This is a genomic window from Gorillibacterium sp. CAU 1737 (assembly GCF_039888655.1).
Taxonomy (GTDB): Bacteria; Bacillota; Bacilli; order Paenibacillales; family NBRC-103111; genus Gorillibacterium.
In genome coordinates, this window is the sequence record NZ_JBDQQO010000005.1 from 329,881 (window position 1) to 349,575 (window position 19,695).

Annotated in this window: 17 protein-coding genes; 11 read left to right on the top strand and 6 right to left on the bottom strand. The window is 55.5% G+C overall.

The genetic code is table 11. The features are described 5' to 3' along the window. Nucleotides 1-110 precede the first annotated feature (110 nt). Both AAFN83_RS13185 and AAFN83_RS13190 read right to left on the bottom strand, forming a co-directional pair. The gene (locus AAFN83_RS13185; RefSeq protein ID WP_347770060.1) at nucleotides 111-1,886 is read right to left on the bottom strand and encodes an ABC transporter ATP-binding protein; all 1,776 of its coding nucleotides are present in this window, start codon (nucleotides 1,884-1,886) and stop codon (nucleotides 111-113) included. Continuing rightward, nucleotides 1,873-3,648 (bottom strand): ABC transporter ATP-binding protein, encoded by a 1,776-nt coding sequence (locus AAFN83_RS13190; protein WP_347770062.1) that lies wholly within the window; start codon nucleotides 3,646-3,648, stop codon nucleotides 1,873-1,875. Before AAFN83_RS13190 ends, AAFN83_RS13185 begins: the two co-directional genes overlap by 14 nt. 574 nt (nucleotides 3,649-4,222) lie before the next feature. Between AAFN83_RS13190 and AAFN83_RS13195 the strand changes: the two genes are divergently transcribed. Both AAFN83_RS13195 and AAFN83_RS13200 read left to right on the top strand, forming a co-directional pair. Beyond that, the gene (locus AAFN83_RS13195; RefSeq protein WP_347770064.1) at nucleotides 4,223-7,183 is read left to right on the top strand and encodes a hybrid sensor histidine kinase/response regulator; all 2,961 of its coding nucleotides are present in this window, start codon (nucleotides 4,223-4,225) and stop codon (nucleotides 7,181-7,183) included. A gap of 88 nt (nucleotides 7,184-7,271) precedes the next feature. Then, complete coding sequence (locus tag AAFN83_RS13200; RefSeq protein ID WP_347770066.1) at nucleotides 7,272-7,640, top strand: DUF4180 domain-containing protein; 369 nt, start codon at nucleotides 7,272-7,274, stop codon at nucleotides 7,638-7,640. A gap of 17 nt (nucleotides 7,641-7,657) precedes the next feature. On the opposite strand, the gene AAFN83_RS13205 is transcribed toward AAFN83_RS13200, so the two are convergent. Together AAFN83_RS13205 and AAFN83_RS13210 are read right to left on the bottom strand one after the other, a co-directional pair. Beyond that, complete coding sequence (locus AAFN83_RS13205; protein WP_347770068.1) at nucleotides 7,658-8,407, bottom strand: ABC transporter permease; 750 nt, start codon at nucleotides 8,405-8,407, stop codon at nucleotides 7,658-7,660. After that, nucleotides 8,388-9,125, bottom strand: a complete 738-nt coding sequence (locus tag AAFN83_RS13210; protein ID WP_347770070.1) for an ABC transporter ATP-binding protein — start codon at nucleotides 9,123-9,125, stop codon at nucleotides 8,388-8,390. Before AAFN83_RS13210 ends, AAFN83_RS13205 begins: the two co-directional genes overlap by 20 nt. A 129-nt stretch (nucleotides 9,126-9,254) precedes the next feature. Here AAFN83_RS13210 and AAFN83_RS13215 point away from each other — a divergent pair, with 129 nt between their 5' ends. After that, nucleotides 9,255-9,773: a hypothetical protein gene (locus tag AAFN83_RS13215; RefSeq protein WP_347770072.1), complete on the top strand. Its 519-nt coding sequence runs from the start codon at nucleotides 9,255-9,257 to the stop codon at nucleotides 9,771-9,773. A 28-nt stretch (nucleotides 9,774-9,801) separates the two neighbouring features. Then, a complete protein-coding gene (locus AAFN83_RS13220) occupies nucleotides 9,802-10,218 on the top strand; it encodes a hypothetical protein (RefSeq protein ID WP_347770076.1) in 417 nt (138 codons plus the stop codon). Nucleotides 10,219-10,253: 35 nt separating this feature from the next. Here the strand turns inward: AAFN83_RS13220 and AAFN83_RS13225 are convergent, their stop codons facing one another. After that, a complete protein-coding gene (locus AAFN83_RS13225) occupies nucleotides 10,254-11,021 on the bottom strand; it encodes a MerR family transcriptional regulator (protein WP_347770078.1) in 768 nt (255 codons plus the stop codon). Nucleotides 11,022-11,310: 289 nt separating this feature from the next. Between AAFN83_RS13225 and AAFN83_RS13230 the strand changes: the two genes are divergently transcribed. The 4 genes from AAFN83_RS13230 to AAFN83_RS13245 all read left to right on the top strand — a co-directional run bounded on the left by AAFN83_RS13230 (nucleotide 11,311) and on the right by AAFN83_RS13245 (nucleotide 15,687). Next, nucleotides 11,311-12,606, top strand: coding sequence for a GntP family permease (locus AAFN83_RS13230; RefSeq protein ID WP_347770080.1), 1,296 nt, complete (start codon nucleotides 11,311-11,313; stop codon nucleotides 12,604-12,606). Nucleotides 12,607-12,845: 239 nt separating this feature from the next. Continuing rightward, nucleotides 12,846-14,033 (top strand): glycerate kinase, encoded by a 1,188-nt coding sequence (locus AAFN83_RS13235; protein ID WP_347770082.1) that lies wholly within the window; start codon nucleotides 12,846-12,848, stop codon nucleotides 14,031-14,033. A gap of 71 nt (nucleotides 14,034-14,104) precedes the next feature. Then, nucleotides 14,105-15,157 (top strand): CdaR family transcriptional regulator, encoded by a 1,053-nt coding sequence (locus AAFN83_RS13240; protein ID WP_347770084.1) that lies wholly within the window; start codon nucleotides 14,105-14,107, stop codon nucleotides 15,155-15,157. 104 nt (nucleotides 15,158-15,261) lie between these two features. Beyond that, nucleotides 15,262-15,687, top strand: a complete 426-nt coding sequence (locus AAFN83_RS13245) for a hypothetical protein (protein ID WP_347770086.1) — start codon at nucleotides 15,262-15,264, stop codon at nucleotides 15,685-15,687. Nucleotides 15,688-15,777: 90 nt separating this feature from the next. Here AAFN83_RS13245 and AAFN83_RS13250 read toward each other — a convergent pair whose 3' ends face one another. Beyond that, on the bottom strand, nucleotides 15,778-16,737 hold the full coding sequence (locus AAFN83_RS13250; RefSeq protein ID WP_347770088.1) for a LysR family transcriptional regulator: 960 nt from the start codon (nucleotides 16,735-16,737) through the stop codon (nucleotides 15,778-15,780). 117 nt (nucleotides 16,738-16,854) lie between these two features. Between AAFN83_RS13250 and AAFN83_RS13255 the strand changes: the two genes are divergently transcribed. The 3 genes from AAFN83_RS13255 to AAFN83_RS13265 all read left to right on the top strand — a co-directional run bounded on the left by AAFN83_RS13255 (nucleotide 16,855) and on the right by AAFN83_RS13265 (nucleotide 19,672). Further along, the gene (locus AAFN83_RS13255) at nucleotides 16,855-18,189 is read left to right on the top strand and encodes an amino acid permease (protein ID WP_347770090.1); all 1,335 of its coding nucleotides are present in this window, start codon (nucleotides 16,855-16,857) and stop codon (nucleotides 18,187-18,189) included. Between the two features lie 355 nt (nucleotides 18,190-18,544). Continuing rightward, complete coding sequence (locus AAFN83_RS13260; RefSeq protein WP_347770092.1) at nucleotides 18,545-18,994, top strand: MarR family winged helix-turn-helix transcriptional regulator; 450 nt, start codon at nucleotides 18,545-18,547, stop codon at nucleotides 18,992-18,994. 39 nt (nucleotides 18,995-19,033) lie between these two features. Further along, a complete protein-coding gene (locus AAFN83_RS13265; RefSeq protein WP_347770094.1) occupies nucleotides 19,034-19,672 on the top strand; it encodes a nitroreductase family protein in 639 nt (212 codons plus the stop codon). Nucleotides 19,673-19,695 lie beyond the last annotated feature (23 nt).

Consider the following 19,695-nt stretch of genomic DNA (forward strand, 5'->3'; position numbering starts at 1 on the left):
AACGCTGTCAATTCATGCCTAACGGGGCGTACCGTCTGCCATCCTACAAAAAAGAAGCCGTCAGCCCGATGATCGGGACTGACGGCTTCTCCGTTAAACAGGCGGCTGGATTACGCCTCCATCTTCTGTGCCGAATAGAGGCGGTAATACAGGCCCTTCTGCGCCATGAGCTCGTCATGGGAGCCGCTCTCGGCTACGCCCTTGTTGGAGACGTACATGATGCGGTCGCAGTTTTTCACCGTCGACAGACGGTGAGCGATGATGAACGAGGTACGGCCCTTCAGCAGCTCGTTGAGCCCTTGCTGGAGGAGACGCTCCGTCTTCGCATCAATCGACGAGGTCGCCTCATCGAGAATGAGGATGCGCGGATTGGCGAGCAGAGTCCGGGCGAACGAGATGAGCTGCCGCTGGCCTTGCGACAGCTTGGAGCCGCGTTCGTTGACCTCGGTCAGGTACCCGTCCTCGAATTCCCGGATGAATTCATCGGCGCATACGGTCTTCGCGGCGGCGATGATCTCCTCTTCGGTAGCGTCGAGCTTGCCGTAGCGGATGTTATCCAGAATCGTGCCGGAGAAGATGAAGCTGTCCTGCAGCATGATCCCCATTTGACTGCGCAAGGAACGAAGCGTGACGTCCGAGATGTCGTGGCCGTCGATGGTGATCTGCCCGCCGGTGATGTTGTAGAAGCGGGAGATCAGGTTGACAACGGTCGTCTTCCCGGCGCCGGTCGGGCCGACGAGGGCGATGCTTTCCCCGGCCTTCACGTCGAAGGACAGGTTTTCCAGGATGTTGACACCCGGGTCATAAGCGAAGGTCACGTCGTCAAACTTGACCTTTCCTTCAATGGGCGGCAGCTCCTTGGCATTCGGCTTATCGCTGACCGTGACCGGCTCGTCGAGGGTTTCGAAGATCCGCTCCAGGTACGCGACCGAGTTGATGAAGCTGTTGTACAGGTTCGACAGGTTGAGAATCGGCTGCCAGAACCGCCAGGCATATCCGCTCATCGCGAGGATGACCCCGAAGGTAACGGTCTCCGGCCCGAGAGCGAGGAGACCAACCAGGTAGATGGACGTGGTGACCATCGTTGCCAGGTTGTCGACCGAGAACGGAATGAGCAGGTTGAGGTTGACCGCACGCAGCCACTCTTGGCGGAAATTCGTGGAGAGACGCGTAAAGATCCCTTCATTCCGCTTCTCGCTCGTGAAGATCTGAGTAACCCGGATGCCGCTGATGCTTTCCTGCAGGTAGGCATTCAGGTTCGAGTTCTTGTTCGATACCGCCTGCCAGGCACGGCGCTGCTTGGTCTTAATCAGCAGCATGATGCCGAGGAAGACCGGCAAGCCTGCCAGGATGAGCAAGGAGAGCTTCACATTCAAGGCGAACATGAACGCCGCGATGAAGATCAGGTTGAGAATTTCCAGGATGAAGTTGATGATCCCGTTCGAAAGTACATCCGATACCGAGTTTACGTAGTTGACAACCCGGATGAGGATTTTCCCTTGCGGGCGATCATCGTAATACTGGAACGGCAGCTGTTGCAGATGCTTGAACAGGTCGGTTCGAATTTCAAAGATGATATCCTGCCCGACCCGGGTCATGATTCGCGAGCGGATGGTTGCCAGAATAACACTCACCACGATGGTGACGAGCATGAGTCCAGACCAGAAGACGAGAGATCCTCGATCCTTGGCCGGAATCGTGATGTCCACCACATGCTGCATGATGAGCGGAGCCGTCAGGCCGATGCCCGCCGACAGTGCGCTGAGCACGAAGGCGAGAATCATCGGATTCTTTTGCTTGCGAATGTAAACCAGCGCCCGTCTGAAGTGGGTAATGTCAAACGGCGATTCCAGGTTCTCGTCGACGTCGAATTTATTGCGGGCCATGGGCGCTCACCTGCCTTCCAATGCCTTCATTTTGCAGCATGAAGACGTCATAGTAGTAGCCTCGGCGTGCCAGAAGCTCGGCGTGAGTGCCTTCCTCGATCACCTTGCCGTCCTCCAGAATGAGGATGCGGTCCGCTTGAGCCGTCGTGGAGACGCGCTGGGCGATGATGATCTTCGTGCAAGCGAAGTCGAGCTCGCGCAGGCTCTTCTGAATGTGCTCCTCGGTCTCCAGGTCGACCGCAGAGGTCGTGTCATCGAGAATGAGGATGGGCGGCTGAATTGCCATCGCCCGAGCGAGCGCGATCCGCTGCTTCTGGCCGCCGGACAGGCCGACTCCGCGTTCCCCGACGATGGTGTTGTAGCCTTCCGGCATCTTGCTGATGAAGTCGTGAGCGGCCGCCAGCTCGGCGAATTTAACCGCTTCCTCCTCAGGCATCTCCGGATCGCCGAAGGCGATGTTGCCGTCGATGGTGTCCGAGAAGAGGAGCACGTCCTGGGTCGCGATGCCGATGTTGCCGCGCAGTTCGTCAAGCTCCAGCTTGCGGACATCCTTGCCGTCGACCAGTACGCGGCCCTTGGAGACGTCGTAGAAGCGCGGGATCAGGTTGATCAGCGTCGTCTTGCCAGAGCCGGTCGAGCCCATGATGGCGATCGTTTCACCCGGACGAACCTTGAAGTGAATGTCTTCGAGCACGGTCACGTTGTCGTACTTGAAGCTGACATGATCGAACTCGATTTCACCTTGGTAACGGCGCTTTACGATCGGGTTGTGCTCATTGACGATTTCAGGCTGAGCGTAATAGACTTCCACGATCTTCGTCAGGCTGGCGAAGAAGCGCTGCAGGTCGTTGATGATGATCCCGATGTTCCGCATCGGGTTCGCGAGGCCCCAGATCAAGGCGGAGAAGGCGGAGAACTCCCCGAACGTGATCCGGCCGTCCATCACATAGAAGCCGCCGACGAGCAGGAGAATCACGCCGAACGCCTGAGCAAACGTTTCCAGATAAGGAAAGTAATCAAGCCAGACGAGCGCGGCGGTTTTGTTGGCCTTCGAATAGTTGACATTCTTCTCGCCAAACTTCTCGATTTCGAAATCCTCACGAGCAAAGGCCTTGACCACACGGTTACCGGCGATGTTCTCCTGGGTAATCGTGTTGAGCTGAGACAGCCGCTCCCGCAAGTCGATGTACATCGGGCGGACGCGACGCGCGAAGATGAAAGCGACGATAAAGATCGGCGGCGACAGGATGAGCAGCCACAGCGTCAGCTTCACGTCAATGGTAAAGAAGTAGACCACCGATGCGATGAACACAACAAGCGATTCGATGATCGTCTTGATAATCCACGCAAGCGAGTGGCGGACCATATCCAGGTCCCCGGTCATCTTGGTCATCAAGTCACCGGTACGGTTATGATCGTAATAATGCATGTCTTGCCCTTGAATCTTGTTGTACAAGAATACACGGACACGATAGAGCATGTTTTGCGAGGAAATTTCATATTGCATGGAAGTCAAATAGGACAACCCTGTACGGAAAAGCGAAAAACCGACCATGGCTAAACAAAGCCAGATCAACAGGTTGCGATCGGTGGCCAAGTTGACAGCGGCGTCCTTGCCTGTAATGAACGTATCGACGATGCGTTGGCCGATATAAGGGTTGACGATGGTGAGCGCGGAGCACACCACAGAGAGGACGAGGGCCAGAACATAGCGGAACCGGTCCCCCTTCAGGTTTTGCCAAAGCCATTTAAATTGAAACATGTTGTCACCTGCTTCTTGTTAAGTTGGTACGGGAGTCATCAAACTCTGGAATGAACAGTCTGTCTCGGCGTCGAAGTGCCAGCTCGTTAGATGGTTCGAAGCGGCGGTGTAGGTTCCTTCATTAATAGGGAAGGGGTACTTGCGAAATAGGCATGCCTTCTTCCTAAAGTGAATTGCTACGAGGCATTATACCATAATCCTCATCACATCCAACGGCAAATTTCTGTATATGAATTTATTCTGATGGGCTGTGTCCATTTGATGGAGCAGCATCCTTTTTCATCAAGGTCGGGCATGGAAAATGGAACCAATCATGTGATAGAGTGAGAGAAAAAGAAGAATCGCGCACGTGGGAGAATCAATGAAACGTATGGATCGAGTTCTACAACCGAATAAGCAAGAACACGTACGGACCCGGCGGGTCCCTTCCTTTAAAGGCAAGACGAGTTGGAAAAATCTCATTCTCTTTCTTGTGTTTGCTGGGGCCCTTGCAGGCTTCCGGTTGTTGTGGTTGGACGTCTTTCGGAATCCAAGCCAGCCCTTTGCTGTTCAAGGGACGTTGGATTTGAGAGGAATGGATCTGGCCAAAGGGCGCCCTCTCGTTTTGGACGGTGAATGGGCCGCTTATCCAAGCAAGTGGATTACAGGGCCGAGGGCGGCTGTGTCAGTACCTTCTGCTGAGGTGCTGTTTCAACAGGTGCCGGGGAGCGGGATGAAGGGGCTGGGGGATGGGGAAGGCGTGATGGGATACGGCTCCTACCGACTCAAGGTGCTTGTGGACCCGAAGCAGGAGCTTACCTATTCCATGCGAATCGCGAGTATTCGCAGTTCCTACGAGGTCTATGTCAACGGACGGCTCTTGGCGAAGCTGGGACAGCCCGGTGAGACGAAAGAAACAACCCGGCCCGCTAACCTGCCTCGTACCGTTTCGTTTGCCGCAGATGAGAACGGCGAGATCGACATTATCGTTCAAGCGGCGAACTTTACCGACATTCGGGGTGGAGGAATCATCCGGTCCCTAAAGTTTGGTTCGGAGCAGGCGGTCTATCGAGAGACCCTGCTGTCCAACAATCTTCAGCAATTTATCGCCATCCTGTTTCTCTTACAGGCAATCTATGCGGTCATCTTGTACGCCATCGGCAATCGAGACAAGCGCTTGCTCAACTTTTCCTTGATCGCTCTGACGGCAACCGCTGCGAACCTTATGGGAAGCGATGAGAAGCTGTTGAATGAGTGGATTCCTCTTACGTATACAGCGGGATTTCGCGTTGTCAACCTGTCGCTTGTGGCGGTTACCGTTTCTTTGCTTCAAGTGATTGTCGGACAGACGACCGGCTGGAAAAGGAAGGCGTTCTTGTTCATTCAAGTCGCTTGTTCGGTATTTGGAATCGTATTGATTTTTGTACCGGTGGAATCGGTGATCCGGTTGATGGCAGGGATGGTCCTCCCGCTCATGATCGCTGTGTTTTCCTTAATGGGATCGATGATCCGCACCGTCAGGTCGAACGTGCGTGAAAACCTCCTGCTCGGGTTTGCCTGCATTGCGCTGTTGAACCATTTTATCTGGTGGGCCATTGGGTTGGTGGAAGGATGGAAGACCCCTTATTACCCGTTCGACCTTGTTCTGGCTACGGGCTGTCTCTCCGCCCTCTGGTTCTGGCATTACCTGCAGGTGCATCTGAACAATCGGAGCCTCTTGGAAAAGATGAAGCAGGAAGACCGGAGGAAAGATGAGTTTCTCGCCAACACCTCACACGAGCTGAGGAACCCTCTGCACAGCATGCTCAGCTTGTCGCAAGCGGTCCTTGAACGCGAGCAGGGGCTGACCCATCAGAGCGAGCAGGATATGCAGACGGTATTGGCCATTGGACGCCGGATGACGCTGCTTCTGAATGACCTGCTCGACCTGATGAGCCTCCGGGAGGGAATCCCACGGCTGCAGCGCAGGCCTGTTCGGATCGCACCGATTGCGGCGGGAGTCGTCGACATGCTCCGCTTCCTGGTCGCAGGGAAGCCGGTTCGCATCGTGTTTGACCTGCCGGAGGATTTGCCGGCTGTCTACGCGGATGAAGAACGTCTTACTCAGATTCTCTTCAATCTGGTCCACAATGCGATCAAATTTACCGATGAAGGAACGATCACCCTGCGTGCCAAGCAGGAGGAGGATCGGGTGTGGATCGCGATTGCCGACACCGGGATCGGAATGGAGGAAGAGACACTCCAGCGGGTGTTTGCCCCCTACGAGCAAGGACAGGCAAATGGGTATCGGACCGAAGGGGGGCTTGGCCTCGGGCTGGGCATCTGCGACATGCTGGTGAAGCTGCATGACGGGAAGCTGGAAGCCCGCTCCTCTGTAGGGCAAGGCAGCGAGTTCCGCTTTTCGCTTCCGGTGTCTGTCGTTGCGGAGAGTCCTGTGCAGCCGGAGGCACGTGCGGAGGAGGAGGTGCCTTTCCATGAGAAGGTACCCGGCAGCCTTACGGCAGTGTCCTCAAGGGAACGTGAAGAGGAACCGCCGATAACGGAGGTTCTTAAAGGGACAACGCCCCCTCGTCTCCTGGTGGTAGACGACGACCCTGTGAATTTGTCGGTACTCGAGACTATTCTGGCAGGTGAGGGCTATGAGGTCACGTTGGTGACAAGCGGAGAGCAAGCGCTTGCCGAGCTTGCTGGACACGAGTTTGATCTCCTTCTGAGCGATGTCATGATGCCGCAAATGTCGGGATACGAGCTAACCCGAATCGTACGAGAGCAGTACCCCATGGCGGTGCTTCCCATCCTTCTCTTAACGGCGAGAAGTCGAGCGGAGGACCGCGCAACCGGCTTCCGCGCAGGAGCCAATGATTACGTCACGAAGCCGGTTGAACCTCAGGAGCTGCGTTCCCGGGTTCGAGCGTTGACCGAGGTAAAGCAGTCGGCCCAGGAGCAGCTGCGCCTGGAGGCCGCTTGGTTGCAGGCGCAGATTCAGCCGCACTTCCTCTTCAATACCTTGAGTGCCATCTCCATTCTGAGCGAAGTGGACCCGGAACGCATGCGTCGTCTGCTCGGCTCATTCAGCGACTACTTACACGATCGCTTTCGCTACCAGGGCAAAGACGAGCTGATTCCTCTGGAGGAGGAGCTGAGCATGGTGCGCACCTACCTGGCCATCGAGCAGGAGAGATTCGAGGACCGGCTCCAGGTAGTGTGGGAGCTGGAGGAGGACGGCGGGGTTCTGGTTCCTCTGCTCAGCATTCAGCCGCTCGTTGAAAATGCGGTTCGGCACGGTGCCGCCCAGCGAACCCGGGGCGGGATGGTACGCGTCCGCACCGCCCGTCGAGGAGAGGGGTTGGAGATCACCATCGAAGACAATGGACTCGGCATGGAAGAGGCGGTCATTCAACGCTTGCTCGAGGGCAAGCCGGGCCGAAGCACCGGAGGGGTGGGGCTGTTGAACACAGACCGAAGGCTGAAGAAGCGTTGGGGGAAAGGGCTCCACATCGTCAGCCGGCCGGGGGCAGGGACCGCCATCTCCTTTACCGTGGGGAGCCGCAGCTAGCGGCCGGCCATGACGAAGAAACCGTTCGACATCTGCAGCAATGCTGATTATCCTAGAAATAGAAAGTCAAGAAAGGATTGTGTTCTCCTTGTCGTTTCCCGTAAATGAAAGGCAAGCTTCCCGAGTTGCTCTCGTCTCCTCAACCGATGCCCGCATCGAGACGGTACGAGATGCGCTCGATCTGATCGCAAACGTTCGTTTTCAGGGCTTCAGCAAGCTGCTGCTGCGTAAGGAGCAGCTGACCGAAGACTTCTTTGAGCTCAAGACCGGGATCGCCGGTGAGATTCTGCAGAAGTTCGTCACCTATCACATGCGCGCCGCCGTCGTGGGCGAATATCACCACTACGACAGCAAGAGCCTGCGCGACTTTTTGTATGAATCCAATAAGGGCAAGCAGGTTTTCTTTTACGCCACGGAAGCAGAGGCGCTGGATGCGCTTCACGCGCTAAGCGAATAAAGACGGACGTTGCAGGGCTATTCCCATTTGAAATAACGAAGGGAAATCCCGATTCCAACCGCCGCGATGGCGACGGTGACGATAACCGCAACAAAAACGGAGTCTAATGGCAAGCCGAGCGTGGCTGCTTTCAACAGTTTTATCCCTTGGGTCAGAGGCAGAACATTCGCTGCTTGTTGCAGGGCAACGGGCATGACTTCATAGGGAAGAGTAGCGCCCGAGAATAATAGCATCGGAAAGTACAGCAAGCTGGCCCAGGCACTTGCCATTTTCGTGTTTGGCGCCAGTCCTCCCACCAAGATCCCTATGCTGAACATGGACAGCATGACCAGCAGGTATGCCCCTAAGAAGGAGAACCAGGAGCCCTGCATGTGATAATCAAAAAAGAGGGCAGCTGTCGTGTACACTAACAGAAGGGAAACCAGCGAATACAAGGCGTAGATGACAACCTGTACCGCGAGAATCAAGGCTGGACTGGTAGGGGTTACCTTAAACCGCTTCAGAATTTTTCGGCTACGATAATCGGACACCACCAAGGGGAGTCCCATCACCCCTCCGGCGCAAATGGCGATGGTTGCTATGGCGCCGAAGGACTGGTCCAGGAAGCTGTATTCGGCACCCTCGAAGGCAGGCTTCGTCCCATAAATAGCCCCTACAATGACAATGACCACAATCGGCATGCAGATGGCGAAGATGAACATATCCATGCCGCGAAGTGACAGCTTGCTTTCGGTTTTCAGCAACGTTTTAAAGGCTCGCATGCTCATGCACGTTCTCCTCCTCGGTGTACCAAAGATAGGCATCCTCCAGCTTTTCATAAGGGCTGGCTGCAATCGCGGCTTGTACAGTTCCGCTAAAGATGCTTTTTCCATTCTTCAAGATCATGATGTTGTCACAGAGAACCTCCACCTCGTCCATAAAATGAGAGGTCATCAGGATGGTCTTTCCGTTTGCCTTTAATTCGGAAAGGATTTTCCATACCTCTCGTCTTGCCTTCGCATCCAACCCGGTGGTCAGTTCATCGAGAAAGACAACCTCAGGATCGGGAATCAGAGCCAGCACGATAAAAAGCCGCTGCTTTTGGCCGCCGGACAGCTCGCTGACCAGGCTCTTCCCCTTATCGGAAAGACCAAATTGGTCAAGAAGAGTGCGGGGGTCCAGACACGTTTTGTAGAGCGACGCCGTTGCCTCACAAAGCTCCGCCACCTTGATTTTGTCCTGATAGCTGGCTTCCTGAAATTGAACCCCAACCCGCTCAAAGAGCCTTTTTCGATCTGTCTGGGGGTTCATCCCCAACAGGGACACCGTTCCGCTGTCTTGCCTGGCGGTGCCCAGGATGCATTCGATCGTGGTACTCTTGCCCGCACCGTTTGCGCCCAACAGTCCAAATACTTCCCCGCGGCGAATGGAGAACGTTACATTCTCAACCGCACTCAGGGGGCCATAGGTTTTGCATAGGTTTTCTACCTTAATGGTCGTTTCCACGCAGTGGAGCCCCTCCCTTGTTCAAGTCAAAAAAAGAATAACACCCGCACAAAGTCTGGTGTCATAGTGGAGGGTTCGGAAGGAAATAGGATGACCCATACATCCCCCAAGAGAAAGGAAAGGATGAGTATGAAGAAGCAAAACGAGATAAGCCATGATATGGATTTGGTTATTGACGGAATGGGAATTGTTCTTTATTCCGATGGTGCTGTACAAGACATAGAAGAGGGAGAGGATTATTATAGCAAGGAATTTTCATCACCCGAACAAGTAGCAAAACACATAAAAAAGGGAGATGTAATAGGGTTTAATACGGGATCTAGCGGAAGTTATTCTCTCAAGTTTAGGTCAGGTTATCCAAGTGAAGCTATTGAACGGGAGTATCCCATTTCGATAAGGTTGGCGATTGTTGTTCAGGGAGGCAAGCTATCCGTCATTGATTTATTTTGGCTGATGGAATGGAGTAATGATATTCCGATCGAGCAGCAGCTTTTACTAGAGGATGGCATTTATCATGTAACGATTTCTACGGGTATGCCTGAGTCTGGAACCTGGGGAGATCATCAGCAGATCTATCTTTTCCTGAATCGACTTCTTGAGATGCCAGAGTTAACTTGGACTGGCGTTCCTCAATTGTTTTCGGTGTAACACACAAAAATGAGAGGGAATGAAGGTTATGATGAAGAAGGAACGGGAAGTTATCGAGACGTTAAAGGAAGCAGTTGGCGAAGATCATTTTATTCGTGTTGCGTATGATGTAGTGGATAGGATAAAGGAATCCAAGACTCCCTTTTATTTTGTTGAGCCCATTCTTCAATTGATGGAAGAATGTCCAGAGGCTGATTTTGGACAACCGGGCCCATTAACGCATTTCTTGGAGACGTTTTATAAGAATGGGTATGAGGAACGATTGGTTCAATCCGTTAAAAGAAAGCCAACTTTGCACACCGTTTGGTTGATGAATAGGATAATGAATGACCCCAAGTTAGTGAATAAAGATTCCTATCTTGATTTATTAATGGAGATAAGAACTAGAAATACCATTGATAAAGCAATAAAGGATAGGATAGCCCTTTTTTTGGGCGATCAGTAAAGCGGCATGAAGCAATGAAAGGTGAGCTATGCAGTTCAGTACCCCACCTGAGGGTTCGGGGCAAATTGCTCCACCATGTTCTCCAACTGGACGAGCATGGCCTTCGCATTTTCTTCGGCTTCCCGCAGAGAGGTAAGGAGCTGATCGCAGACGGAAATGATATCGTCGCCTTCTTTTGGCGTGTCGATCACTTGCCGGATGTTCGCGTCAGGGTTGGCAGAGGAAGCAATCAGCATTCGCAAAATGGCGGAAAGGGAGTAATTCGCGCAACGCAGGGAGCGGATGATTTTCAGCCGTTGCATATCGGGATCGGTATAAACCCGGTAGCCGTTTAGCCTTCGTTTCAAGGTGATCAGGCCGTTCATTTCCCAATTTCGTAAAGCATCCATCGTGACCTGTAGAGAATCGGCTGCTTCCTTTCGGGTGAAGACGGCTGCTCCCCCTTCTTGAGGTTCGCCAGCTAGCAGCCTTTCGGCAATGCCGAGGGCTTCTTCGGCGTTTCTCTGCTCCTTTCGAATCTGCTGCAAATAGGATTCGGTCAGGCGGATCGCCTCGTCGAATTTTCCGGCGGCCGCGGTTTTACTGATGGATATTGCATGTTTTCGCAGACCACTCTGCAGAACCTCCACCTTCAACGCCATTCTCACAAGCCGGATTTGCTCCACATGAAAATCGGTAAACACGCGATACCCATTTGCCCTTCGCTCCGGCTTCGGAATAAGCCCAAGCTCCTCATATAGCCGTACCGTGTTCGGATGAACTTGAATCTTCTTCGCCACCTGAGAGGTCCTGTAGGTCCTCATATTTTCACCGCCCATATCGTTCATTTTATCATAGTACCTTCCTATAAAAGGCTGGTGTTCTAGTGGAGGGTTGTCGAGGGAACGAATCGAAGTGTGAAATGTTGGAATGGGAAGAACGGGGAGGAATGGACATAGTAGAAGAATGCGGAAAAGAAGAGCTTCCTCTTGTGCGAATGAACAAAACAATCCGTTACCTCGTCAATAGGAGCAGCTGGGGACGTCCGCTATACTAAGGATGGAAGCGTTATCAAAACCACATCTTGCTCAAACACCCTTAGGAGGATGCACCATGGAAGGACCTGTCATTCACTGGATTGGCGCCGTCATCGGCCTCATCGTCGCGATTGTATTGATCTTTCGTAAAGTCAACCCGGTTTATGCTCTGTTTGGAGGCGCTATCATCGGTGGACTGCTCGGAGGAGCTTCGCTCGATACGACCGTCCAGTATATCATTCAAGGCACGAACAGCGTCATGGGCGCGGTCGTGCGCGTGCTGGCGGCCGGGGTGCTCGCCGGGATCCTGATCGAGTCGGGAGCCGCCGAGCGCATCGCCGAGACCATCGTCAAAAAGCTGGGGGACCGGATGGCGCTCTTCTCCATCGCCCTGGCTACGATGATCATTACGGCGGTCGGCGTGTTTATCACCGTTGCCATCATCATTGTTGCCCCGATCGCGTTGTCGGTCGGGAAGAAGATCGGACTGTCCAAGACCGCGCTCCTGCTCGCGCTGGTTGGCGGCGGCAAAGCGGGGAACGTCATGTCTCCGAACCCCAATACCATTGCGGTAGCCAAGGGCTTTGACGTGGATCTGGCGCAAGTCATGATCGCCGGCTTCCTTCCCGCCATTGTCGGGTTGATCGTAACCGTCATCGTCGCCCGGATGCTCAGCCACCGCGGCGTGAAGATTGAAGAGGGCGATGTCCCTGCAGGCGGAGGGTCGACGAAGGAGAACCCCAGCTTCGCCCGGTCCATGGTGGCCCCGATCGTTGCCGTCGTGCTGTTGGCCATCAACCCAATTGGCAACATTCTGAACATTCCGCTGCTGATGAAATTCAAGATTGACTCGATGATCATCCTGCCGCTTGCCGGGATCGTTGGCTTGATTGCCATGAAGCAGGCGAAGAAGATCATCCCGTATACGACCTCGGGCTTGAACAAGATGACCAGCACGGCCATCATCCTGATCGGAGCAGGCGCCATCGCCGGCATCATCTCCAAGTCGGACCTCAGCACTGCGGTCGTCGACGTCATTCAATCGGCTGGAATATCGGGTACGCTGCTTGCGCCGATTGCCGGGATACTGATGGGGGCGGCTACCGCTTCGACCTCGACGGCTTCTATCGTCGCGGCCGGGTCCTTCGGTCCTGCCATTCTCTCCATGGGCACGGCTCCCTTGAATGCGGCCGTCATGGTCCACACAGGTGCGGTGGTCATCGACCACCTGCCGCACGGTAACTTCTTCCATGTAACGGCGGAATCCGTTAAGATGAACATCAAAAACCGGATGAGCCTCATTCCCTACGAGAGCATCGTCGGCCTGTCGATGGCGATTGCCGCCACGATCTTTTACGGATACCTGTTCTAAAGCCTCAGAAATGATTTATATAAGTTGAACGAAAGAACAACAGAGAAGCACGAAGAGAAAGGTTGAAACTGGAGGAGCGATAGCGTTCACCTTTGTTTTTCAATTTCAACCCTACTAAGAAAAATACAATCCAGAAATTGAAAAACAACAGCGACCGGAGGTTCAAACTCTTCTCGCAGTGCGTTCTCTGTGAGATTCTCTAGTTCAAATGAGATAGCGATACGGAAGGAAGGATTCACATGAACCAGCCACTGACAATCCTGCTCGCGCCGGATTCCTTCAAGGAAAGCATGACGGCCAAAGAAGCATGCAACGCGATGGAGCGGGGAATTCATAAAACCAACGCCGAGATCCGCTGTCTCCATGTCCCCATGGCAGACGGAGGAGAAGGCACCATGCAGTCCATCGTGGACGCAACAGACGGCCAGGTTTATTCCGTCGAGGTTCTCGGCCCGCTTGGCAACACCGTTACCGCCCAATATGGAGTAACGGGAGACGGCCTGACCGGCGTGCTCGAAATGGCGAGTGCCAGCGGCATTCAGCTTGTCAGCCGCGAGGAACGCAACCCGCTCATCACCACGACGTACGGCACCGGCCAGTTGATCGCAGCCTGCCTCGACCGAGGAGTCCAAAAGCTCCTCATCGGCATAGGCGGCAGCGCGACCAACGATGGCGGGGCGGGGATGCTGCAAGCACTCGGCGGAAAGCTGCTCGATGAGAACGGACGTGAGCTCGGCTTCGGCGGCGGCGAGCTGCATCGGCTGGCTAGGCTCGATCTCAGCGGGCTTGATCCGCGGCTTGCGGAGGTGCAAGTGGAGGTCGCCTGCGACGTGACCAATCCGCTCGTCGGTCCCACCGGGGCTTCCTCCGTCTTCGGCCCGCAAAAAGGAGCGACCCCGGAGATGGTCAAGCAGTTGGATGAGAACCTGCGGCATTATGCGGATGTCATTCGCCGTACGCTAGGCCGCGACATTGCGGATTATCCGGGTGCAGGCGCCGCAGGCGGACTCGGTGCGGGCCTTCTGGTTTTCCTGAACGGAACACTCAGCAAGGGGATTGAGCTGGTCATTCGTTATGCCGGCTTGGAGGAAAAGGTGAAGCAGGCGGACCTCGTCTGGACCGGGGAGGGCAGCATCGACTTCCAAACCCAATACGGCAAGACGCCGCTGGGGGTTGCCCAGGTTGCGAAGAAACACGGAAAACCCGTCATCGCCTTTGCCGGCCGGATCGGGGAGCAGACGGATGTGCTGTACCCGCTTGGTATCGATGCCATCTTCGGCATTCTGCAAGGAGCCAGCCCGCTGGAGGATGCACTTAAGAACGGAGCGCTGAACCTGGAGCGCACGGCAGAAAATGCCGTCCGTTATCTGCAAGCGATCCATCGTATGGATAGCGTGAAAGGCTTGGAACGAAGAGTAGAGCAATAGGAAGGAAACCAAACAGGGGCGAGCCGATCCGGCCGCCCTGTTTTGGCTATTCGGATGGAGGAGGCATTGCCATGAAGCTGTCGAGGGCACTGGGAAGACGGATTGCGGAGGAGATGATGAAGGTCATCCCCTTCAATATCAACGTGATGGATGAGCGCGGTGTGATCATCGGCAGCGGGGATTCCGGCCGGATCGGCACCTTGCATCGAGGAGCGCAGAAGGCGATTGAATCGGGAACCCTTTTCGAGGTGGGAGCCGAAGCGGAGGGCATGAAGCCGGGGGTGAATGAGCCGATCCGGTTCGGAGAACGGGTGATCGGGGTAGTCGGCATTACCGGAGACCCTGAGGTGGTACGGCCGTTCAGCAAGCTTGTCCGGGCTGCGGCGGTGCTGCTGATCGAGCAGGAAAAGCAGAACCAGCGGGACCAGGACGAGCGAGCGCAGCGGGCGCTCTTCTTCCAGGAGCTGTCGGCGCGAAGCACCCCATATGACGAAGAGTTCCGCCAACGAGCGCTGCGCTACCACATCGACCTGACACGGACCGTGCAAGTGATTGCGGTGGAAGGGAACCTGGGCGGGAAGGACTTGCAGCGCATCGTCGGTGTGCTATCCCAATGGTGGGTTCTCATGGAACAGAGAGCGTTTCTGTTCCTCACGGACCCCTCGGTCAGTCGTAAACTGGTCGAGCGGCTGATCGAATGCCCCGATGTGCTGCGCTTGGGCATCGGCTCTGAAGAAGAAATGGCCGCCGCATCGCTTCATCACGCCGAGCTGGCCATCGCGACCGGATCGGGGCTTGACCCGGATGCGCGGGTGTATGCCTATGAATCGCTCAAGTTTCTGGTGCACCTCACCTCGAAGAGCCAGGATGCTTCCTCCGGGCTGATCGCACTACTGGAGCAAGCAGGAGAGAAGGCAGGGCTCGTTGACACCCTCCGCGCCTATCTCACAGAGAACGGCGATCACAACCGCACGGTACAGCGGTTGAATATCCATCGCAATACCTTGAATTACCGCTTGAACCGCATCGAGCAGCTTACCGGCAAAAACCCCCGCCATTTTCTCGATCTGTTCGAGCTGCTGTGCGGGTTGATCTGGCGAGAAGAGCGACCGGAACGAGGGTAAAGGAACGTCTCTTCTTTCGAAAGAGTGGGAACGTCTTCCGTTAGCGGGGCGGTTGTTATAATCTAGAAGAATGAAGTGCCGAAAAGGTGAAGGTGAGGTCCCGGATGAAATATCCCCGTTACACAAGCTACGAGGCCCGCTTAGGACTGGAGCGGCTGATCGTGTTTTCTGACATCGCCAACCAGATCGGAGCGGATTGGGAGTATGTCGCCGCAGATGAGAACCGCCTGGATGAGTTCTTACGAGTGTACGAGCAAGAAGAGCTGACCGTCGACGAAAAATTCACCTTGATGATCATCATCGTTTCTTCCTACGAGGAATGGCTGCGGATGAAGAAAACAGATAAAGAAAAGGACGAGTGGCCAAGAATCGTCGCCCATCTGGAGCATGAGTACAAGATCCATCGCAATACGGTGAAATACTGGTCGGTCCTGGAAGAGTCAGACCTGGAGGATGTCTATCGGGTGACGCCACAAATGCGGGAGATTGAGGCCAGATTCCGCGCGGTCCCCAGAAGGAAGTCCCGGTAATGAAGGGGGTCGCGTCCGCATCGCAAAAGATACCCCATAAGCGAAGGAGACATTGCCGATGGATGGCGATGTCTCCTCTTTTTTAGCTGGTTATGCAAGGCTGCTGTTGCGTCCGTTCCTCGCTTCTTCCAACCACCTTTCTTCCCGCTGGCCTTCTTCCCTCCATCCTTCCGCATAGCGGCTGAGTAGAGCGAGCCATTCCTTGAGCGCGGGAGTCGCCCATTTTTTGCGATGATAGACAACTTGGGTCGTCATCCGCTGCGAGCGGTCGTCCCATTGCAGACAACAAAGCTTGCCCTCCGCCAGCTCGCGCTGAACGGAGACAAGGGGGACGAGCGAGAGGCCGAGGCCCAGCATGACGCAGTTTTTGATCGCCTCGATGCTGAAGAACTCCAGGTCGACCTCGGGGCTGACCCCGCAGACGCGAAGCTCCTGCTCAAACTCCTCGCGGTAGGTGCACCCGGTCTCGGTGTATAGCAGCACCTCATTGCGCAGCTCCTCCGGCGTGACCACGCTCGCCTTTACCAACGGGTGCTCCGGGCAGGCGATCAGGGCCATCCGCTCCTCCACCAGATTTTCGATAATGAGGTCGGGGTCCACCAGCTTGGGCTGCAAAAGGATGGAGAGGTCTGTCTCGCCTGTTCGCGCCATTTCCTTCAGCTCGGTGCATTTTCCCGGCTTCAGGATGAGCTTCACCTGCGGAAACCGCCGCTTGTATTCGCGAATCACAGCAGGGAGTCGAAAGGCGGCGAGCGATTCGGGAGCGCCGATGGTCAAGCAGCCGGCTGGTTCTTCCTCCAGCACCACTGTTTCCCGGATCGCCCCGTGCATGCGCACCATATCCTTGGCATGAGGCAGAAGGCGGCGGCCCGCCTCCGTCAATACGATCCGCTTGCCGAGTCGATCGAACAAGGGAACCCCGAGCTCGGCCTCCAACGATTGAATCTGGGCGGTGATGCTCGACTGGGCATAGCCCATCCGAGCGGCAGCTCGGGTAAAGCCGTCCTCCTCCGCGACGACCAGGAAGGTCTGCAAATGGCGAAGCTCCATACTTGTTCCTCCTTCTATCGGATGAGCCGATCGATTGCATCGAAAAGTTCCGTTTTACTGATAGCTCCAGTATCGGCTAGCATGAAGAGAAAAGCAATTGAAATAAGGAGCGAGATCATGGAGAATTCAGTGGAACGTGGAACGATCAAGAGAACCATCGGGCTGCCGCAGGCGGTGGCCCTTTATATCGGCTCCGTGCTCGGCTCGGGGATTCTGATCGTCCCGGGGCTCGCTGCCGAGATTGCGGGTCCCGCCTCTTTGCTTGCCTGGGGCTTGATGGTGCTGCTCATCCTGCCGATGGCCTTGTCAATGGGCTTGCTATCCGCTCGATACCCGGATGCGGGCGGCGTCTCCCATTACGCCGAAATGGCCTTCGGCCCGAAGGCGGGAGCGCTGACCGGCTGGTTCTTCCTCGCTTCGGTTCCGATCGGAGCCCCGGTGGCCGCGCTCACCGGCGCCGGTTACTTGACCGCCTCGCTGGGCCTTAGCGAGCCGTACCGCATCGGCATCGCCGTCTCCATGCTGGCGGCTGCTCTTCTCTTGAACGCGGCGGGGATGAAGCTGGTAGGCGGGGTGCAGCTGGCGGTGGTCATCGGCATCATCGTCGTACTCCTCGCCGCCATCGCTGTCTCGCTGCCGGATCTGTCTGCCGCCTCGTTCACTCCTTTTCTGCCGCATGGCTGGGGGAGCGTAGGGCAAGCGGCAGCGCTCTTGTTCTGGTGCTTCATCGGCTGGGAAGCCGTCTCGCACCTGTCGGGCGAGTTCAAGAACCCCGAGAAGGCCGGGGTTCAAGGGGTAACCCTCGCCGCCCTGCTGCTGGGCGCCTTGTATCTGCTGACCGCTCTGGCGACGGTCGGAACGGCCAGCTACCACGACGGCCATGCCGATGCCTCGCTCAGCCGTATGATCGGCGCGAAGCTTGGCAGCGCCGGCGAGGTGGCGACCGGGATCGTGGCCGTGTTCATCTGTACCGCCACGATCATCGCTTACACATCGGCTGCTTCCCGGCTCGCCTACTCGCTTGCCAAGCGCGGGGAAGCCCCTCGCTTAATGGCGCATCTGACCCGCCGCACCTCAACGCCGATCGGCGGCCTTTCCTTCCTGGCGGTCTGCTTCCTCGTGGTGATGACCGCCTATGGACGGGGATGGGTGACGCTGGAGGAGCTGATCCGGTATCCCAACGCCACCTTTATTCTGACTTACATCAGCGGAACAGCGGCCGGTGTGCGCCTGCTTAAGGGAAAGGCCTGGCAGACCCGCATCTGCGCCCTGTCTTGCTTTTGCTCGCTTGCCGTCTTTCCATTCGTGGGGCGAGCCATTGTTTACCCGCTCATCATCACTGGGGCATTCGCCCTCATTTCCTACCTGCGGAACTCAAAGAATGTGGCAGATGTTCCAAAGGTGCTGCAACAGGAGGAAGAGGAGTACGGGAACAAGCCATACCTGCGTTAAAAGGACGCTATAGATCCTGTAGTTGTCGCCACCTGCAACAAGCTAAGCCTACCCTTATCCTCCTCGCCTATGGCATTCGTTGGCGTTTCGTAATGGAAGCAAGAAAGAAGCTCGCATTGGAGATTCTAACAATGAGACCGCCTGTATGGGGCCGCCGTCAAAGGCCGGTGCTCCTGACAGGCTTTTTTTCTTGCCTGGCAGGCATTCCGCAGGCGTTCTGGATGACTTGTTGGAGCGATATATCCATATTGCGCAAAATTAACATGGACTCAATTAGTTGACGGGTCAAATAAATGAGCGTATGATAACGGGGTAGTGAGGAACACCCCGGCATTTGCCGGCAGGGAGGTGCAATTTGACGGAGCAAGAAGGTCCTCCTGAAGGAAGCGTGCAAGCCCATGACACCATCTTCGAGCTGTTGCAGGAGTTGAATCAGCGACTCAGTCCCAAATTTGAGAAGCACGCGGGCCTCAGCCCGACACGACTTCGTTTGCTTCAACTGCTGTTCAAGCTTGGGCCCATCAGTCAAAATGCTCTGCAGAAGCAGGTGGGCATCGATGCTGCTGCGGTAACCCGCCATCTCAAGGGGCTGGAAGAGAGCGACCTGGTGGCAAGGCGAACCGACCCGTCAGACGGCAGAGTAACCCTCGTCTCATTGACGGAGAAGGGGCGTGCCGGGATGGAGAGCTGCCGCTTGGATAAGAAGAAGTTTCTGAAGGAGCTTCTGTCCGGCTTTTCCGATGAGGAAGCCGCTGCCTTCGCTTTAATGCTGGAGCGCTTATGCGAGAATGTGAAACGAATCTAAATCTAAATCCATAACCCTATCCAAGGAGAGTGTTAGTTCATGAGCACCGTAACCAAGAGCAACAATTTTTCGGAGATTGTAAAAGGCCGCCGTTCCATCCGCAAGTATGACCCGAGCATCAAGATTTCCAAGGAAGAAATGACGGAGATCCTTCAGGAAACCACACTGGCTCCATCTTCGGTGAACATGCAGCCGTGGCGCTTCCTGGTCATTGAAAGCCCGGAAGGCAAGGCGAAGCTGGCTCCGCTGGCCAAGTTCAACCAACTGCAAGTGGAAACCTCGGCCGCTGTGATCGCCATCTTCGGTGATCTGGACAACTTCTCCTACGGGGAGCAAATTTACAGCACCGCAGTAGAACGCGGCTACATGCCGCAAGAAGTGAAGGAGCGCCAAATGGCCGCTTTGACGAATCACTTCGCCAACCTGCCCGCAGCCATCAACCGGGAAACGGTCGTGATCGACGGAGCTCTCGCATCCATGCAGCTCATGCTGGTTGCTCGGGCACACGGGTATGACACGAACCCGATCGGGGGCTACGAAAAGGATCAGATCGCTGAAGCGTTCGGTCTCGACAAGGACCGGTATGTACCGGTTATGCTGCTCTCCATCGGGAAAGCCGCCGAAGAAGGCTACACGTCTGTGCGCCTGCCGATCGAAACGGTCGCAGAGTGGAAATAAGCCTTCCCTTTTGACCAGTGACT

Bases quoted from the DNA above. Each gene is read 5' to 3' on its own strand.
- AAFN83_RS13185 (WP_347770060.1), bottom strand. From the start codon at position 1,886: ATGGCCCGCAATAAATTCGACGTCGACGAGAACCTGGAATCGCCGTTT.
- AAFN83_RS13190 (WP_347770062.1), bottom strand. From the start codon at position 3,648: ATGTTTCAATTTAAATGGCTTTGGCAAAACCTGAAGGGGGACCGGTTC.
- AAFN83_RS13195 (WP_347770064.1), top strand. From the start codon at position 4,223: ATGGATCTGGCCAAAGGGCGCCCTCTCGTTTTGGACGGTGAATGGGCC.
- AAFN83_RS13205 (WP_347770068.1), bottom strand. From the start codon at position 8,407: ATGAGCATGCGAGCCTTTAAAACGTTGCTGAAAACCGAAAGCAAGCTG.
- AAFN83_RS13215 (WP_347770072.1), top strand. From the start codon at position 9,255: ATGAAGAAGCAAAACGAGATAAGCCATGATATGGATTTGGTTATTGAC.
- AAFN83_RS13220 (WP_347770076.1), top strand. From the start codon at position 9,802: ATGATGAAGAAGGAACGGGAAGTTATCGAGACGTTAAAGGAAGCAGTT.
- AAFN83_RS13225 (WP_347770078.1), bottom strand. From the start codon at position 11,021: ATGAGGACCTACAGGACCTCTCAGGTGGCGAAGAAGATTCAAGTTCAT.
- AAFN83_RS13230 (WP_347770080.1), top strand. From the start codon at position 11,311: ATGGAAGGACCTGTCATTCACTGGATTGGCGCCGTCATCGGCCTCATC.
- AAFN83_RS13235 (WP_347770082.1), top strand. From the start codon at position 12,846: ATGAACCAGCCACTGACAATCCTGCTCGCGCCGGATTCCTTCAAGGAA.
- AAFN83_RS13240 (WP_347770084.1), top strand. From the start codon at position 14,105: ATGAAGCTGTCGAGGGCACTGGGAAGACGGATTGCGGAGGAGATGATG.
- AAFN83_RS13245 (WP_347770086.1), top strand. From the start codon at position 15,262: ATGAAATATCCCCGTTACACAAGCTACGAGGCCCGCTTAGGACTGGAG.
- AAFN83_RS13250 (WP_347770088.1), bottom strand. From the start codon at position 16,737: ATGGAGCTTCGCCATTTGCAGACCTTCCTGGTCGTCGCGGAGGAGGAC.
- AAFN83_RS13255 (WP_347770090.1), top strand. From the start codon at position 16,855: ATGGAGAATTCAGTGGAACGTGGAACGATCAAGAGAACCATCGGGCTG.
- AAFN83_RS13265 (WP_347770094.1), top strand. From the start codon at position 19,034: ATGAGCACCGTAACCAAGAGCAACAATTTTTCGGAGATTGTAAAAGGC.